Genomic DNA, 16,689 nt, shown 5'->3' on the forward strand with positions numbered 1-16,689 from the left:
GGTCTCGGGTAGCTCGCGACCGTTGTTTCACGTGAAACAGCGGTGAACGGACATCTTCCCGAGAGGTCATCACCACCATGGCAGGCGAGACCGTCATCACCCTCGTCGGCAATCTCGTCGACGACCCCGAGCTGCGCTTCACCCCGTCGGGTGCGGCGGTCGCGAAGTTCCGTATCGCGTCCACCCCCCGCACCTTCGACCGTCAGACGAACGAGTGGAAGGACGGCGAGAGCCTCTTCCTCACGTGCAACGTCTGGCGGCAGCCGGCGGAGAACGTGGCCGAGTCGCTGCAGCGCGGCATGCGCGTCATCGTGCAGGGCCGACTGCGCCAGCGGTCTTACGAGACCAAGGAAGGCGAGAAGCGGACGGTCTTCGAGGTCGAGGTCGACGAGGTCGGTCCGAGCCTGCGCTCGGCGACCGCGAAGGTCACCCGGGCCAACCGGTCCGGCGCTCCCGGCGGCGGCGGCTTCGGCGGCGGCCAGCAGGGCGGCGGCCAGGGCGGTGGCAACTGGGGCGGCGGTGGCGGCCAGCAGGGCGGCGGCTGGGGTGGAAACTCCGGCGGCGGCCAGTCCGGTCCCTCCGACGACCCGTGGGCGTCCAGCGCTCCCTCTGGTGGCAACAACCAGGGTGGCGGCGGCTGGGGTGCCCCGGCCGGTGGCGGCTTCTCGGAAGAGCCCCCGTTCTAAGAGCTGACAGATTTCGTGCGGCCGGGCCGCCGGCGTCCTCGGACGCCCGCCCGGCCGTGAACCCCAAATGGAGCACACAATGGCGAAGCCGCCTGCTCGCAAGCCGAAGAAGAAGGTTTGCGTCTTCTGCAAGGACAAGGTCAACTACGTTGACTACAAGGACACGAACCTGCTGCGGAAGTTCATCTCCGACCGTGGCAAGATCCGTGCCCGCCGGGTCACCGGCAACTGCACCCAGCACCAGCGTGACGTCGCCACGGCCGTGAAGAACAGCCGTGAGATGGCGCTGCTGCCCTACACCAGCACCGCGCGCTAAGAGAGGGTGACCAAGTAATGAAGATCATCCTCACGCACGAGGTGCCGGGTCTCGGCTCCGCCGGCGAGGTCGTCGAGGTCAAGGACGGCTACGCCCGCAACTACCTGGTCCCGCGTGGCTACGCCATCCGCTGGACCAAGGGCGGTCAGAAGGACGTCGACGCGATCCGTCGCGCCCGCAAGATCCACGAGATCCAGACCCTTGAGGCCGCCAACGAGGTCAAGGGCAAGCTCGAGGGCGTCCAGGTCAAGCTGGCCGTTCGCTCGGGCGAGGCCGGCCGTCTGTTCGGCTCGGTGACCCAGGCCGACGTCGTCGAGGCCATCAAGGCCGCCGGCGGCCCGGTGGTGGACAAGCGCGCCGTCGCGATCGCCTCGCCGATCAAGACCGTGGGCACCCACAAGGTCTCGGTCAAGCTGCACTCGGACGTCCAGGCCAACCTCGACGTCGCCGTCGTCGCCGCCTGAACCCGGTAGCGACAGCTCCGTAGCAGTGGCCCGAGGGCCGGTCTCCCCCGCGTGGGGAGACCGGCCCTCGGTCGTTCCCCGGCGTGCTCCCGGCCGGCCCGGGGAGGGCCTGCGGGCCGTTCCCCGCCGGGCCCCGGTCAGCTCCGGACCGCTCCGGTGACCAGCCACCGGCCGCTCAGCGCCCGCCGGGCGAGGAAGCCGCCGCGGACCAGCATGAACAGGTTCATCGCCCACCAGAGCCCGGCCAGGCCGGTGCCGGAGGCCGGTACCGCGAGGGCGACCGGCGCGAAGACCGCCAGGGTGCCGAGCATCGCCCAGGCCAGGTAGGGGCCGTCGCCGGCGCCCATCAGCACCCCGTCCAGGACGAAGACCAGGCCGGCGACCGGCTGGCAGAGCGCGAGCAGCAGCAGGGCGGTGTCCAACTGGGCCCGCACCGACGGGTCCGGGGTGAACAGCGGCACGTACAGCGGCCGGGCGATCACCACCAGCAGGCCCAGCACCACGCCGGCGCCGACGCCCCACTCGATCATCCGCCGGGTGGCCGCCCTGGCCCCGGGGACGTCCCCGGCGCCCAGGTAGCGGCCGATGATGGCCTGGCCGGCGATCGCGATCGCGTCCAGCGCGAAGGCGATCAGGAGGAACACCGTCATGGCGATCTGGTGCGCCGCCATCCGGTCGTCGCCGAGCCCGGCGGCGACCGCGGTGGCGATCATCAGGATGGCGCGCAGGCTCAGGGTGCGGACCATCAGCGGGCCGCCGGCCCTCGCGCTCGCCCGGATCCCGGCCGCGTCCGGCCGCAGCGCGGCCTGCTCGCGACGGGCGCCGCGCACCACCACGTAGAGGTAGGCGGCGGCCATCCCGGTCTGCGCCAGGACGGTGCCCCAGGCGGAGCCGGCCACGCCGAGACCGGCGCCGTACACCAGGAGGGCGTTCAGGCCGAGGTTCGCGGTGAACCCGGCGACGGCGACCAGCAGCGGTGTCCGGGTGTCCTGGAGGCCGCGCAGCACGCCGGTGGCGGCCATCACCATCAGGACGGCCGGGATGCCGAGCGCGCTGATCCGCAGGTAGGTCACCGCGTACGGCGCGGCCGTCGGGGAGGCGCCCAGCAGCTCCGCCATCCACGGGGCGAGCAGCAGGGTCAGGACGGCCACCCCGGCCGAGAGCGCCAGCGCCAGCCATATGCCGTCGATGCCCTGCTGGATCGCGGCCCGGCGGTCCCCGGCGCCGATCCGGCGGGCGACCGCGGCGGTGGTGGCGTAGGCGAGGAAGACGAAGACCCCGGTGGCGGTGGTGAGCGCGGCCGAGGCGACGCCGACACCGGCCAGCTGCGCGGTTCCGAGGTGGCCCACGATGGCCGAGTCGGCCATCAGGAAGAGCGGCTCGGCGACCAGGGCGCCGAAGGCCGGGACGGCCAGGGCGAGGATTTCCCGGTCGTGCCGGCGGCGGTCGGTGGTGAGGGTCATGGGGTCAAGGCTACTCATCCACAGGTAAGAGTCACCAGGGTATTTCATCGCTTACTCGGAAGTGTGAGCGACCGGGGCGTCCGCGTCTGTGTCCACCGCCACCCGGCTGCGTGTGAAGAATTTCTCATGCACAGCCCCGGGACGGGGGAATCGCAGGTCAGCGAGTTGACGGTGGATCGATGGTCTGGTTATCCACAGGGCTTTCCACAGGGGCGTCCACAGGTTTGCGGCACTTCTCCACAGCCGTGGGCCGCTCGTCCACACCCCCTGTGGATAACCGCCTTGGCTGAAGGGCTCCCGGCGCCTTAGCGTGGGCCCTCCGCCCGACACTCCCACCCGCTCCGGCGTCCGATTTGTCGGTGCGGTGGCGTAGAAATGCGGTGGCACGGAAACCAGGCTCCGCCGCAGCAGGCCACCGGCAAGGACCGCTCCAACTCGCACCACTCGCTGATCGGGGAACACGCGTGACCGGCCCCCAGTACGACGACCACGACGCCCCGCCGCCGGAGGACGACTGGCAGACCGCCGACGACCCCTTCCCCGTCGGCGCCTTCGCCGACGCCCCGTTCCCGGACGGCCCCGGCGACCGGCTGCCGGTCTCCCGCGCGCACGGCGGCGGGCAGGGCCAGGGCGGTTCCGGCGGCTTCCAGAAGGGCGGCAAGGGCGGCTCCGGCGGTGGCGGGGGCTTCCAGCGGGACGGCGGCAAGCGGCGCCAGGGCGGCGAGGACGAACGCGGCGAGGGCGGCCTCGACGGCTTCGAGCGCGTCCCCCCGCAGGACCTCGCGGCCGAGCAGTCCGTCCTCGGCGGCATGCTGCTGTCCAAGGACGCCATCGCCGACGTGGTCGAGGTGCTCAAGCCGGCCGACTACTACCGGCCCGCGCACGAGCTGATCCACGGCGCCATCCTCGACCTCTACGCCCGCGGCGAGCCGGCCGACCCGATCACCGTGGCCGGCGAGCTGACCAAGCGCGGCGAGCTCCAGCGGGTCGGCGGCCCCGGCTACCTGCACACCCTGGTCAACTCCGTCCCGACCGCCGCCAACGCCGAGTACTACGCCGAGATCGTCCACGAGCGCGCGGTGCTGCGCCGGCTGGTCGAGGCCGGTACCCGGATCGCCGGCATGGGCTACGCCGCCGAGGGCGACGTCGACGAGATCGTCAACGCGGCCCAGGCGGAGATCTACGCCGTCACCGAGCAGCGCACCAACGAGGACTACGCGCCGCTCGCCGACATCATGGAGGGCGCCCTCGACGAGATCGAGTCGATCGGCTCCCGCAACGGCCAGATGTCCGGCGTCCCGACCGGCTTCGCCGACTTCGACGCCCTGACCAACGGTCTGCACCCCGGCCAGATGATCGTCATCGCGGCCCGCCCCGCGATGGGCAAGTCCACCCTGGCGCTGGACTTCGCCCGGGCCTGCTCGATCCACCACAAGCTGCCGAGCGTGATCTTCTCGCTCGAAATGGGCCGCAACGAGATCGCCATGCGCCTGCTCTCCGCCGAGGCCCGGGTGGCGCTGCACCACATGCGCTCCGGCTCCATGACGGACGACGACTGGACCAGGGTCGCCCGCCGGATGCCGGACGTCAGCGAGGCACCGCTCTTCATCGACGACTCGCCGAACCTGTCGATGATGGAGATCCGCGCCAAGTGCCGCCGGCTCAAGCAGCGCAACGACATCAAGCTCGTCGTCATCGACTACCTCCAGCTGATGCAGTCCGGCGGTTCCCGCCGGGCCGAGAACCGCCAGCAGGAGGTCTCCGACATGTCGCGAAACCTGAAGCTGTTGGCCAAGGAGCTGGAGGTCCCGGTGATCGCGCTCTCCCAGCTGAACCGTGGCCCCGAGCAGCGCACCGACAAGCGGCCGATGGTCTCCGACCTGCGTGAGTCCGGCTCGATCGAGCAGGACGCCGACATGGTCATCCTGCTCCACCGCGAGGACGCCTACGAGAAGGAGTCCCCGCGTGCCGGCGAGGCCGACCTGATCGTCGCCAAGCACCGAAACGGCCCCACCGCCACCATCACCGTGGCCTTCCAGGGCCACTACTCCCGCTTCGTCGACATGACCCGGGACTGACCCGGGGCTGGTGTGGGGTCCCAGATCCCCTGTCCTTTTCCCACCGGTGATGTCCATCGTGTGGCCAATAGGACAGGGGTATGGGATTCATGCCTCGTCAGCGAGTAGTTCCCCTCTTCGTGTACAAGAACCGCCCCGGCTGTCGTCTGTGTACGTGGCCGGGGCAGAACCCCGGCGTTCGGCGGCCCGCAGGGCCGCCTGGGAAAGCGCGGGGTTGGTGGTCCGATGGGTACAGCAGTGGCCACGCCGGTACGGCTGAGCGTCCGACGTGGTGACGAGGCAGTGGCGGAGAACCTGGACTGGCAGTCGGTGCCGCTCGGGGTCTTGCGGGAGGCCCGGCCGTGGCGGACGTTCCGGTGGTACAAGGGGCAGCAGCACTACTCGGGCACGTACTGGTCGGCGACCATGGGCGACCACGTGATCTACGAGTCCCGGCTGGAGCTGGGGAGACTGCTGTTCGCCGACTTCGACCCGCAGGTGCGGCACATCGTCGCCCAGCCCTTCCTGCTCAAGGCCGAAGTCGATGGCAAGGTCCGCAAGCACATCCCGGACTACCTGCTGCTGACGGACAACGGCCCGCTGGTCGTAGACGTCAAGCCACGCCACCGGCTTGAGAAGCCGGAGGTCGCCTTCACCTTTGCCTGGACGCGGGAGGCGGTCACGTCGCGCGGGTGGCGGTACGAGGTGTGGAGCGAGCCGGAACCGCAAGCGCTGGAGAACATCCGATTCCTCGCCGGCTACCGTCGTGACTGGCTTTTCGACTCCGACCTGGTAGCTGCACTGCGGGCCGCAGACCTTGACGGGATGTCGCTGGGTGAGGTCTTCCGGTTGCTGCCGGAACGCCCCCGGCCGTTGGTGAAGTCGGCAGCACTTCACCTGCTGTGGTCCGGACATGTGACGACCGCCCTGGACCGGCCGCTGAGCGCCGGACACGTGCTGCGGAGGGCCGCATGAGCGGGGCAGGGACGAAGCTGGGGGTCGGGACGCACTTCCGGCTGGACGGCGAAACGGTCGAGGTCGTGGAGTTCGCCAGCCTGGCCACGGGCCTGGAGGTCATCCTCAAGGACGGGCGCGACCGGCTGTCCCGGATGTCGCTGCGCGGGCTGCTGACCTCCGATCGCGCCGACCTGATCCACGACAGGTCAGGCCCGTCGTCCGCAGATGATGGAGATCTCGCGGCAGTGGTGCTGAACCGACTGACGAAGGACGAGAAGAAGGATGTCCTGGAGCGGGCTGAGCATGTCCGGGAGATGTTGACGGGCTACCGATCCGGCAGCGAGGACCTCGCCCAGGCTGATGAGCCGCGCCCTCAGTATGTCCCTGGCCTGCCTTTGACGGCCCGGTATGAGGCCAAGGCAATGGAGCTGGGGGTGGCCGAGCGGACAGTGCGCCGATGGGCCCAGGCCTTTCGGGAGTTCGGCGAGGCGGGACTGGTGCCGAAGAATGTGCAGGAGCGCGGCGTCCTTGGCAATGCCGATCATCGCTGGGTTGAGACCGCGGTGGAGGTGTTGAAGGAGTACGAGGAGGAGTCTCGGCCGTCGGTGAAGGTGGTGCTGGAAGAGGTCGAGGCCCGCGTCAAGACCAAGTTCAAGCTCATCAAGGTCCCGGTGCCGCCCCGGACTACGGCCTACCGGTGGATGCAGGAACTGGAGCGGCGCCATCCGACCTTCCGGCTGAGTACCCAGCGCAACCGGGACATCGCCGCCCGGCCGAGAGGGGTCTACGGGAAGCTACGTCCTACGCGGCCGGGCGAGTACGTGCTGATGGACACCACGCGGCTGGATGTCTTCGCGCTCGACCCGGTGACGCTGCGATGGATGCAGGCGGAGCTGACCGTCGCGATGGACTGGTACACCCGCTGCATCATCGGCCTGCGGGTGACCCCGGTGTCAACGAAAGCGATCGACGCGGCGGCCGTGCTCTACCAGGCATACCGTCCCCGACCCGTCCCGGAGAACTGGCCGAGAGAGGCGGCCTGGCCCGAACACGGCATTCCGCGCGGAGTGCTGGTGGAGGCCGAGGCCGTGCACGGGCCTGTCACCGGGGTCTGGGGGCCGAAGGTGGCGCCGGAGACGTTGATCGTCGACCACGGCAAGATCTACCTGTCGGCGCATCTGACCAGCGTCTGCCGCCGGATGGGGATCTCGGTGCAGCCGGCGAGGCTGCGTACGGGCCGGGACAAGGGACCGGTGGAGCGATTCTTTCGGACCCTCAGGGAAGACCTGCTCCAGAGGCTGCCCGGCTACAAGGGACCCAACATCCACTCGCGCGGCTTGAACCCGGAGAAGGACGCCTTCTTCTTCCACCACGAGCTTGAAGCGATCATCCGCGAGTGGATCGCGGTGGACTATCACCGCACGCCGCATGAAGGACTGCTCGACCCCCACCTGCCGAAGGTGGAACTGTCGCCAGCGGTGATGTTCGAGCACGGTCTCGCGCGGGCGGGTTACATCGAGGTGCCCCGCGATCCGCATCTCGCCTTCGAGTTCCTCGACGTCACGATGCGCACGGTTCAGCCCTACGGCGTCGAGATCAACGGCCGCCGATACAACGGTGGTTGCCTCGACGGGCTGCGGGACATGGCCAGCTCTGGCATCGACCTGGACAAGCGGCGGCTGCCATTCTTCGCAGACCCCGACGACGCCACCCGGATCCACTTCCGGGACCATGAACGTGCCTGGCACACCCTTGAGTGGGAGCACACCCCCGGCCTGACCATGCCGTTGAGCGAGGAAGCGCTGCAGTTCGCCCGGCGCCTGGCGGCGAAGGAATACACCTATCCCGACGACCGGCTGGCCATCGCTCTGCTGCTGAAGCGATGGAACCTCGGACTGGGTACTTCCCTGGTCGAGCGGCGGATGGCCCTGCGGCTCTCCCGGGAACAAGTTGCCCTGGAATTTCCCGAGCCGAAAGCCGACACCGTCAGCGCCCTGCCCTCGGTCGCACGTTTGATGTCCCTTCCCGACCAGCCCGCGCCTCCGGCGATCGAGGCCACTCAAGTCCAGGAACCGGAGTCGGGCGACGACGACGCCGACGGCCTGGAGGAGCTCGAAGAGGAACTCGACTTCTACGCAACCGCCTTGAAGGACATCGACGACGATGACTAGGCCGCCCTGGGCACAGGCCGAGGAAGCCGATCTGCGCTCCCGGCTGGACCATCTCACGCTGACCCGCAAGGAAGGCTTCGCCCGCCTCGCGGAGGCCCCGCGCCGGATCCGCCCGGAGCTTCTGTCCCGCAAGCAGCTGAAGGATCTGGTGGAGGAAGCGCTGGCCGAGTACAACCGCGCCCGCCGAAAGTGGCACGCGAACCTCGGCCCGCTGGGAACCCCGCAGATGAAGGCCCTGCACGAAGACCTCTGGGACATCTTCGACAGCAACGACCAGGACAGTGACCAGGTCAAGGGCGGGATCGCCCTCGATGCCTTTCCCGGACTAGGCAAGACGACTGCCGTGCTCGCCTTCGCCCGCAAGCTCCACCGCCGCATCATCCGCGAGGAAGGCAAGTTCACCGATGACGGACACGAACGCTGGCCTGTCTGCCGAGTCGGTCTGACCAGCAACACCGGGATGCGCGACTTCAACCGGGCCATCTTGGAGTACTTCGGGCATCCCGGCCGGCACCGCGGCACAGCTGCCGACTTCGGCTATCGCGCCCTCGACTGCGTCCTGTCCGGGGAGACGAAGCTGCTGATCGTGGACGACCTGCACTTCCTGAAGTGGCAGAACAAGAACGGGATCGAGGTCAGCAACCACTTCAAGTACATCGCCAACGAGTTCCCGGTGACCCTCTTGATGGTCGGTGTCGGTCTGGAGAAGCGGGGCCTGTTCAGCGAGGGAGCCACCTACGAGGACGCGGTCCTTGCCCAGACCGGACGCCGCACGACTCGCCTGGGCATGGAACCGTTCGACATCAAGACCGAACAAGGGCGTCTCGGATGGCGCGACACCCTCCTCGCGATCGAGGAACGCGTCATCCTCGTGAACAAGTACCCCGGCATGATCGCTGACGACATGTCGGACTACCTCTTCGCCCGCAGCACCGGACACATCGGATCGCTCATGACGCTGATCAACCGTGGCTGTCAGCGAGCCGTACGCACCGGCGCCGAGCGGCTGGACGAAGACCTGCTGAGCAGTGTCAAGAACGACGCGGCTGCTGAGGAAGCCCGCCGGGAGCTGGAGCTGGCCTTCGAGACCGGCAAGCTGACCAGCCGCCTCAAGCCCCGCCCCAGGACGGCTGCATGACAGACATGCTGCGGACTCTGCCGATCCGGGTCGCACCGCTTCCTGGTGAGGCCCTGGACTCCTGGCTAGAGGCGACCGCCCGACGCCTGCACACTCCCCTCGGCGACCTGACTCGTGCTACCGGGCTGCCGCGGGGCCAGGTGGATTGGACGGTCCTGCTTCAGCCGCAGCAGGCCGCAGCGGTCTCGGCCACGACCGGACTGGCCGACGCACGCATTCACTCGATGACGTTGCGGCACTACGACCAGCGGGCACTGACGATCGATACCGAGCGGCGCCGCGTTCGCATCACCGCGCTCTGGGGCCGCGGCAGCGGATCCCGGTTCTGCCCGGACTGCCTCTCCGAGCACGACGGACGTTGGATGCTGTCCTGGCGGCTGGGCTGGTCCTTCGCCTGCCTGCGTCACCGACGGCTACTGGCGGACTGCTGCCCGCACTGCGGGCGCATCCCTCGGCGCCGCCCCCGAGGCCCGCGTTCCATCCCCGACCCCGGCCGCTGCGGCAACACCCCCACCGGACCCGGCCGGTCCGTCACCAGCGGCTGCGGCTTCGACTTGGCGGATGCCGACACCCTTCGCCTGGACGAGGATCATCCCGCGCTCGCCGCGCAGGCCCTGATGCTGGACGTGATCGAGAAGAGCACGGCCACCTTCGGCACCTATGCGCTCGCTCCCCAGCCAGCACCCGCGGCACTGGCCGATATCCGGGCTGTCTGCGGACGCCTACTGTCCTGCCTCCCCGGCCAGGACCTCGCCCAGTGGGTGCCCGACGACATCGCCAACGCCCACCTCAACCCCGGCCCGGGCTGCACCCTCGCCGCCCGGGCAGAACAACGGCCCGGCTTCATGTCGCCACCGCGGGCCGTCACCGCCGCGACAGCCGTCACCGCCGCCCTGCGCGTGCTGAATCAGCCGGACATCCACCAAGCCGGAGCGGCCCTGCGTCCGCTACTCGAAGTCATCCGCGACGACGAGGCGCAAGTCAGCCCCACCACGATCTGGCAGTGGGGACGCAGCCTGAGCCCGGTCCTCACAGCCGTTCACCTCGCCGGGCTGGCCCCCTCATGCCGTCCCAGCGATCATCTGAGGCACCGCCTGCCGGCGCAGATACCCCGTCTTCCCGCGAGAACGAACACGGACATCACGCTGCGGAGCCGGAAGATCCCCAGCATGTTCTGGAACCCGTGGACCGTCCGGCTGGCCCCGCCCGAAGGCACGTTCGCGCGCATCCTGGCCCCGGCGCTGGCCGCCAGCCTTCTGACCGTCGATAGCCGCATCGACTTCGACACGGCCACACGCCGGCTCGGCAACGTGATCGAAGGCCACGATCTCTCCAGAGTTCTGCAACGACTGGACAACCACCCGGGCTGGGCCGACCTCGTCACCGCCCTGGTCCGCCTGGCCGATCACCTCGATGCCGTCGATGTCCCCATCGACTATGCACGCCGCCGCGGCCTGGACTACTCCGACCTGCTGCCGACCGAGCACTGGGCGGCAATCTGCCGCCGCACCGACACCCCGCCCGGCGGCGCTCTCCGCCAGCGGATCATGCGCTGCTATCTGTTCCAGCAGATCAGCGGCCTGCCGATCGAAGCCGCCCCCGGACACCCCGGAACCATCAGGGGCGAGTTCCGTGCCGAATACGCCCGCCGCACCGCCCTACGCACCCCAGAACTGGCCCAGGCCCTCCACGAGGAGGCACAGGCATTCCTGGCTTCCCGCCGAATCGACGACGAACCCGTCACCTGGCAGCCGCCCACCAGCCTGATGGACGGGCTCAACCTCCCCGGCCCGGACCCCGACCGCGTCGACATCCACCTCCTGCACAAGCTCGTCCGCCAGAGTGAGCACCCCGCCCAACACATCGCCCTAATCCTCGACACCAGTGTCGAAGCCGTCCGGCACCTGCTCGACCAGCACCCCGCCCCCGCGATCCCGGAGACGAAAGCCCAGGCCAGAGCCGCTGGCAGAGCCTTTAAGAAGGCGATGGAGGACCTGCCCAAGGCCGAACTGGCCCGTCTCTACCTCGGCGAACACTGCTCTCTCCAGCAGATCGCCGAGCTCACCGGTATCTCCCGCGGCTTGCTTGCCCGACTCGCCAGCCAGTACGGCATCCCCCTGCGACGCGGCGGTCTCCAGGAATACAAGCGCCATGCGGAGGTCGAGGCCGATTGGCTCTTCGAGCAGTACGTTCGCCGCCGGCGGACTCTGCGAGACCTCGCCCGGGAGAAGGGCATGAGCCCGGCTCACATGAACCGCTGGGCGAAAAGCCACAACCTCCCGCTGCGGCGGCGGGGTGGGGCCTCTCACAACGCCACCCTCCGTGCGGCGGAGCGCGCCACACAAGCGCCGGCCTTCCTTCGTGACGCCCTGACCAGTACATATGCATGGGACCGGTTGGAGCGGTTCATCGCCGCACTGTCCCACGACACCATGCAGAAAGCAGCCGAAGCTCTCGGCATCAGCCAGTCCACTCTGGTCACCCAGATCAACCGGCTCGAGCGGGACCTCGGCAAGCCCCTGATCGAACGAGCTCAACGAGGCCAGCCGATGCGTCCCACCGCGTTCGGCACCAAGATCGTGGCTGCTGTCCGAGCCCTGAACACCTACGGCGAAGACGTCTGACTGGAGGAAGAGGTCAGATTTCGTGGCCAAATCTCATGGTCGATGGCCAAGCGATGGCAGATCTGACACGAGTTTGAGATTGGCGAGGTCAGGCCCTTTACTCATATGGCTGAGCGGGGTCTGACGCCGCCCTGCTACGGAATCTGCGTCGACGACTGGCCGGAGCCTGGGGAGGCGTTCAAGGCTCACCGGCGGCTCCGTGCGGTCAACGGCGGCAGCGACGACGAACAGGAGGCGTGATGCAGAGCAGTGCGGAGAACATCGATGTTGTGCTCAGGATCGTGGACACCATGGTCGCCTACCGGAAGGCGCACGGATGCCTACCTGCCGACATGGACGGCCTTGAGAACATGGCCGTGGCGATCGTCGAGGCCCTGGAGCGCGACGACTTCCGCATCGTGGACGTTTTGAGCGGCAGCCGGACCGAGGCGCCCACACCCGAACCGGCCTGACGGCACGGCAGCGGGGCGCCATCCACTCCGGGGCCGGCGCCTCGCTTGCGTTCTGCACTCCGTCAGCTGGTGGTTAGCCAGCGAGCTGACGAGCCAGCAAGCCAGCTGCCCCGAGGATTCGGACACGATCGTGAGACTGGACCGCTGGCCAAGCCGTGAGACACGACGACAACTACCAGGTCACGGCACCGCCACTGGCCATGAGCGGCGAGACCCTACAGCTGGCGCGGGACTGGCGCGGGACTGGCTCGGCCGCGTCGCGGCCGCCGGCCCCGGAGGAGGGGCCCTGCTCCGGAAGCGGGGCCCTGTGTGGAGCCGGCCGCGACGGGCGACTAGTGTCCCCGGCGTGATGATACGAAGAAGACGCCTGGTGCCGGAGGGCGAGGGCAAGACACTCCAGGCGGGGAGCGGGGCCCGGCTCGGCTGGCTCGACGCGCTTCGCGGCATCGCCGCGCTGATGGTGGCCCTCCACCACTTCGAGGTGGTCAACATCCTGCCGTTCGGCATCGGCGGGATGATCTGGTGGCACTTCGACCTCGGGCTCTACGGGGTCATGCTGTTCTTCATCGTGAGCGGCTACATCATCCCGGCCTCGCTCGAACGGCGGGGTGATGTCAGGGCGTTCTGGATCGGCCGGCTCTTCCGGATCTATCCGGCACTGATCATCGGGATCGCCTTCGCGATCATGATCCTGCCCGAGGACGACGGCGCGGTGACGATCTTCCGGATCGGCCACAACCTGATCGCCCTGGTCGCCAACGGGACGATGCTCCAGGACTTCCTGGGCGTGTACAACGGCATGGCCGTGACCTGGACCCTCTGCTACGAGATGGTCTTCTACTTCGTGGTCACCGCGCTGTTCACCCTCAACTGGCACCGCAAGAGCGGCGCGATCTCGGTCGGACTCGCCGCGGTGGCGCTGGTCTTCGGCACCTCGATCGCCACCATGCAGCTCACCCGGAACATCGACGAGGTGCGCAACCTCGTCGCGGCGGCCGCCCTGATCATGGTGATGGGCCTGGCCTGCATGCTCAGCGGCAACGCGGTGCTGACCCGTACCGGTGCGGTCCTGGTGGCCGGCCTCGGTGTCGTGCTGGTGGTCAACAACAGCCGGGCGCCGGCCTTCGAGACCTGGATGATCTTCGCCACGATGTTCGCCGGCACCGTGGTGTACCGGGCCGAACGCGGGCAGATGGAGCGGCTCCCGGCCGCGTTCTGCCTCGGTTTCGTGATCGTCGCGGGCGCGGCCGTCGGGTGGATGTACAACAAGGGCGGCATGGAGTCGAGCACCTGGACGGCCGGCTGGGTCTCCTGGACCGCCTCGTACCTGGGCGCCTGGCTCAGCTTCGGCATCGGGATGGCGCTGCGCAACCGCAGGTTCCCGAAGGTGCTGACCTGGCTCGGCGCGATCAGCTTCTCGGTCTACCTGCTGCACAACCCGATCCTGCACACCCTCAAGTACCTGCTGGGCGTGCCCCCGCTGCCGGAGACGGGCGCCGGCCAGCTGCTCTGGACCGCGGAGTTCCTGGGCGCCACCCTGCTGGTGAGCTACCTGCTGTACCGGCTGGTCGAGATCCCGTTCCAGAACCTGGGCCGGCGCGTGACCAAGGCGGTGAGCGCCCGCTGGCCCGCGCAGCCGGTCGGGGCGGCGGGCGGGACGCTCCCGCCGGGCGGCCCGGCCGAGCCGGCGGGTGGAACGGCCGCGACGGTAGCGGAGCCGGCACCGGAACCGGTGGCCGCCGGGGCGGACCGCGGCCGGTAGCCGGACCGCGGAGCCGCGGAGGAACCGCGGACGGGACGACGGCCCCGGGCCGGGAGACGGGAACCTTCCCGCCCCCGGCCCGGGGCCGTCGGCGTCAGAGCGTGACCGTGGCGCGGAAGACGGTGGCGCCGCCGCCGGTGCCGGTGATGCGGGTGGTGGTGCCGTCGGCCGGGACGAAGACGGACTCGCCGCGGGCGAGGTCCAGGACGCCGCCGTCGGCGGCGGTCAGCCGGGCGGCGCCGGCGGTGCAGAGCAGGATCTGCGGGGCGCGGCCGTCCACCTCCCGCTCGCGGCCGTCCAGCGTGAACCGGGAGAGCCGGAACTCGTCGATCGGGACGGGGTAGAGCTCCTCGCCGGGCGTCCCGTCGACCGGGACGGGCAGCAGCGGTTCCGGCGCGCAGGAGGCGAACTCCACCACCCTGAGCAGCTCCGGCACGTCGATGTGCTTGGGGGTGAGCCCCGCGCGCAGCACGTTGTCCGAGTTGGCCTGCAGCTCCACGCAGACGCCGTGCAGGTAGGCGTGCGGCACGCCGGCGCCGAGGTAGAGCGCCTGGCCGGCCCGGAGCCGGACGTGGTTGAGCAGCAGGCCGGCGATCAGGCCGCGGTCCCCGGGGAAGTCCCGGCTGATCCGGGTGTACGGCGCGTACGGGCCGTCCGGGTCCTCGGCGGCGGCCTTGTCGACCGCCTCGGCGGTGTCCCGGACCGCGGCCTCGGCGGTCGGGCCGTCCAGGCTGAGGGCGGCGGCCAGGGCGCTGCTGAGCGCCTCGGACTCGTCCGCGGCCCCCAGCAGGGCGATCAGCGGCGCCAGCGCGGGCACGTCCAGCCCGGCCAGCAGCACGGCCGCCTCGGCCGGCCTGCGGAAGCCGCACAGGCCGTCGAACTCGCCCAGCGCGCAGATGAGTTCGGGCTTGTGGTTGGCGTCCCGGTAGTTGCGGTGCGGGGCGTCCAGCGGGATGCCCAGGGCGTTCTCGGCGGCGTACCCGGCCCGCGCCTGGTCGAGCGAGGGGTGGGCCTGGATGGAGATCGGGATGCCGGGGGCGAGGACCTTGAGCAGGAACGGCAGGGTGGGCCCGAACCGGGCCACCGAGGCGGCGCCCAGCTCGCGCTCCGGGTCGGCGGCGATCAGCTCGTCCAGCCGGCGCGGCCCGTCGCCCCGGTCGGCCCGGGAGGGGTCGCCGGGGTGGGCGCCCATCCAGAGCTCGGCCTGCGGTTCACCGGTCGGCTCCTGCCCGAGCAGCTCGGGGAGCGCGCTGACCGATCCCCAGGCGTACGGGCGGACGGTGTTGACGAGCTTGTCCATGGGCGCGGTCCTGCTCCTTTGCTGCAGTGGCTGGTGGGCCGTGTCGCCGGTCGGCGGTCACCGGGCGGTCGGATGGTCCGGGCAAAGGCCGGGCATCGACCCTAGCCGACCGGCACCGCCCCCGGGGAAACGGCAGGTGGGGGGCGGGGAGCGCCGCGGACGGAGGGGTGGTCCGAGGACGCGGTAGTAGGATGCCAGGACCCAGTGTTTTCCACAGTGGTCTCCAGGTCGGCGGGGCGCCGCCGGGGACCGCGTCTTCTGATGAGTGCGGGCAACGGTGACTGGCACTTCCCGCCACCGGCCGAGAGGTTAGTACGTGACCGTCAACCAGCAGCGTTTTGCTGATCTCGGCAGGGTGCTGGTGATCATCCCGACGTTCAACGAGGCGGAGAACGTCGAGAAGATCGTCGGCCGGGTGCGCGCCGCCGTCCCCGAGGTCCACGTCCTGGTCGCCGACGACAACAGTCCGGACGGTACCGGGGAGCTCGCCGACAAGCTGGCCGCCGAGGACCAGCACGTGCACGTCATGCACCGGAAGGGCAAGGAGGGGCTGGGCGCCGCCTACCTGGCCGGCTTCCGCTGGGGCATCGACCAGGGCTACGACGTACTGGTCGAGATGGACGCCGACGGCTCGCACCGGCCCGAGGAGCTGGACCGGCTGCTCACCGCACTGCGCGGCGCCGACCTGGTGCTGGGCTCGCGCTGGGTGCCCGGCGGCCGGGTGGTGAACTGGCCGAAGTCCCGCCTGCTGCTCTCCCGCGGCGGCTCGACCTACTCGCGGCTGATGCTCGGCGTGCCGATCCAGGACGTCACCGGCGGCTACCGGGCGTTCCGCCGGGAGACCCTGCTGGGCCTGGGCATGGACGAGGTGGCCTCCGCCGGGTACTGCTTCCAGGTCGACCTGGCGTGGCGGACGGTGAAGGCCGGGTTCAAGGTGGCCGAGGTGCCGATCACCTTCGTCGAGCGGGAGCTGGGCGCGTCCAAGATGAGCCGGCACATCGTGGTCGAGGCGCTCTGGCGGGTCACCGCCTGGGGTGTCGCCGACCGGGTGGCCCGGATGACCGGCGGGAAGGCCTGAGCCGGCCTCCGGCGCCCGCGGGGCCGTGCTAGGGCCTGCCAGGGCCCGGGAACCGGGTCGGACCCGGACCCGCGATCGGGAAGGCGTGCCCCGCCGGGCGCGCCTTCCGCGCTTTCGGCGCGCCTTCCGCGCTTTCGGCGCGCCGTACTCCCATGCTGTAGGGCGCGGGGACCGGCCGACGGCCGTTCGACCCGCCACCCGCCGGCCGGGACCGCGGACCG

14 protein-coding genes are annotated in these 16,689 nt (G+C 70.0%); 12 read left to right on the forward strand and 2 right to left on the reverse strand.

Annotation, left to right across the window (positions count from 1 at the left end; genetic code table 11):
• Positions 1-77 precede the first annotated feature (77 nt).
• The 3 genes from AC067J_RS24570 (at position 78) to rplI (ending at position 1,466) form a co-directional block, all read left to right on the forward strand.
• A complete protein-coding gene (locus AC067J_RS24570) occupies positions 78-686 on the forward strand; it encodes a single-stranded DNA-binding protein (RefSeq protein WP_478302552.1) in 609 nt (202 codons plus the stop codon).
• A gap of 79 nt (positions 687-765) precedes the next feature.
• On the forward strand, positions 766-1,002 hold the full coding sequence (gene rpsR / locus AC067J_RS24575) for a 30S ribosomal protein S18 (protein ID WP_030304537.1): 237 nt from the start codon (positions 766-768) through the stop codon (positions 1,000-1,002).
• A 17-nt stretch (positions 1,003-1,019) separates the two neighbouring features.
• Entirely contained in the window at positions 1,020-1,466 is a 447-nt protein-coding gene (rplI, locus tag AC067J_RS24580) for a 50S ribosomal protein L9 (protein WP_327679004.1), read from the forward strand.
• Between the two features lie 137 nt (positions 1,467-1,603).
• Here the strand turns inward: rplI and AC067J_RS24585 are convergent, their stop codons facing one another.
• A complete protein-coding gene (locus AC067J_RS24585; protein WP_478302555.1) occupies positions 1,604-2,929 on the reverse strand; it encodes an MATE family efflux transporter in 1,326 nt (441 codons plus the stop codon).
• 590 nt (positions 2,930-3,519) lie between these two features.
• Here AC067J_RS24585 and dnaB point away from each other — a divergent pair.
• The 8 genes from dnaB to AC067J_RS24625 all read left to right on the forward strand — a co-directional run bounded on the left by dnaB (position 3,520) and on the right by AC067J_RS24625 (position 14,090).
• Complete coding sequence (dnaB, locus tag AC067J_RS24590; RefSeq protein WP_478302848.1) at positions 3,520-5,007, forward strand: replicative DNA helicase; 1,488 nt, start codon at positions 3,520-3,522, stop codon at positions 5,005-5,007.
• Between the two features lie 282 nt (positions 5,008-5,289).
• Positions 5,290-5,961: a TnsA-like heteromeric transposase endonuclease subunit gene (locus tag AC067J_RS24595; RefSeq protein ID WP_478302557.1), complete on the forward strand. Its 672-nt coding sequence runs from the start codon at positions 5,290-5,292 to the stop codon at positions 5,959-5,961.
• Complete coding sequence (locus tag AC067J_RS24600; RefSeq protein ID WP_478302559.1) at positions 5,958-8,114, forward strand: transposase; 2,157 nt, start codon at positions 5,958-5,960, stop codon at positions 8,112-8,114. The genes AC067J_RS24595 and AC067J_RS24600 overlap by 4 nt, the downstream gene beginning before the upstream one ends.
• Positions 8,107-9,252, forward strand: a complete 1,146-nt coding sequence (locus tag AC067J_RS24605) for an ATP-binding protein (protein ID WP_478302561.1) — start codon at positions 8,107-8,109, stop codon at positions 9,250-9,252. Before AC067J_RS24600 ends, AC067J_RS24605 begins: the two co-directional genes overlap by 8 nt.
• Positions 9,249-11,876: a TniQ family protein gene (locus tag AC067J_RS24610; protein WP_478302563.1), complete on the forward strand. Its 2,628-nt coding sequence runs from the start codon at positions 9,249-9,251 to the stop codon at positions 11,874-11,876. Before AC067J_RS24605 ends, AC067J_RS24610 begins: the two co-directional genes overlap by 4 nt.
• A 105-nt stretch (positions 11,877-11,981) precedes the next feature.
• Positions 11,982-12,116 carry a hypothetical protein gene (locus AC067J_RS24615; protein ID WP_478302565.1) on the forward strand — a complete coding sequence of 45 codons (135 nt, stop codon included), beginning with the start codon at positions 11,982-11,984 and terminating at the stop codon, positions 12,114-12,116.
• Positions 12,116-12,328 (forward strand): hypothetical protein, encoded by a 213-nt coding sequence (locus AC067J_RS24620; RefSeq protein ID WP_478302567.1) that lies wholly within the window; start codon positions 12,116-12,118, stop codon positions 12,326-12,328. The genes AC067J_RS24615 and AC067J_RS24620 overlap by 1 nt, the downstream gene beginning before the upstream one ends.
• A gap of 349 nt (positions 12,329-12,677) precedes the next feature.
• Complete coding sequence (locus AC067J_RS24625; protein ID WP_478302850.1) at positions 12,678-14,090, forward strand: acyltransferase family protein; 1,413 nt, start codon at positions 12,678-12,680, stop codon at positions 14,088-14,090.
• 94 nt (positions 14,091-14,184) lie between these two features.
• On the opposite strand, the gene manA is transcribed toward AC067J_RS24625, so the two are convergent.
• Positions 14,185-15,390 carry a mannose-6-phosphate isomerase, class I gene (gene manA / locus AC067J_RS24630; protein ID WP_478302569.1) on the reverse strand — a complete coding sequence of 402 codons (1,206 nt, stop codon included), beginning with the start codon at positions 15,388-15,390 and terminating at the stop codon, positions 14,185-14,187.
• A gap of 316 nt (positions 15,391-15,706) precedes the next feature.
• Here manA and AC067J_RS24635 point away from each other — a divergent pair, with 316 nt between their 5' ends.
• Positions 15,707-16,468 (forward strand): polyprenol monophosphomannose synthase, encoded by a 762-nt coding sequence (locus AC067J_RS24635; protein ID WP_478302570.1) that lies wholly within the window; start codon positions 15,707-15,709, stop codon positions 16,466-16,468.
• The last annotated feature ends 221 nt before the right edge of the window (positions 16,469-16,689 follow it).

It is taken from the genome of Kitasatospora sp. NPDC042419 (genome assembly GCF_056437345.1).

What these genes read in the sequence shown, in the direction of transcription:
- AC067J_RS24570 (WP_478302552.1), top strand. Translation starts at nt 78, where the DNA reads ATGGCAGGCGAGACCGTCATCACCCTCGTCGGCAATCTCGTCGACGAC.
- rpsR (WP_030304537.1), top strand. Translation starts at nt 766, where the DNA reads ATGGCGAAGCCGCCTGCTCGCAAGCCGAAGAAGAAGGTTTGCGTCTTC.
- rplI (WP_327679004.1), top strand. Translation starts at nt 1,020, where the DNA reads ATGAAGATCATCCTCACGCACGAGGTGCCGGGTCTCGGCTCCGCCGGC.
- AC067J_RS24585 (WP_478302555.1), bottom strand. Translation starts at nt 2,929, where the DNA reads ATGACCCTCACCACCGACCGCCGCCGGCACGACCGGGAAATCCTCGCC.
- AC067J_RS24600 (WP_478302559.1), top strand. Translation starts at nt 5,958, where the DNA reads ATGAGCGGGGCAGGGACGAAGCTGGGGGTCGGGACGCACTTCCGGCTG.
- AC067J_RS24605 (WP_478302561.1), top strand. Translation starts at nt 8,107, where the DNA reads ATGACTAGGCCGCCCTGGGCACAGGCCGAGGAAGCCGATCTGCGCTCC.
- AC067J_RS24610 (WP_478302563.1), top strand. Translation starts at nt 9,249, where the DNA reads ATGACAGACATGCTGCGGACTCTGCCGATCCGGGTCGCACCGCTTCCT.
- AC067J_RS24615 (WP_478302565.1), top strand. Translation starts at nt 11,982, where the DNA reads ATGGCTGAGCGGGGTCTGACGCCGCCCTGCTACGGAATCTGCGTCGAC.
- AC067J_RS24620 (WP_478302567.1), top strand. Translation starts at nt 12,116, where the DNA reads ATGCAGAGCAGTGCGGAGAACATCGATGTTGTGCTCAGGATCGTGGAC.
- AC067J_RS24625 (WP_478302850.1), top strand. Translation starts at nt 12,678, where the DNA reads ATGATACGAAGAAGACGCCTGGTGCCGGAGGGCGAGGGCAAGACACTC.
- manA (WP_478302569.1), bottom strand. Translation starts at nt 15,390, where the DNA reads ATGGACAAGCTCGTCAACACCGTCCGCCCGTACGCCTGGGGATCGGTC.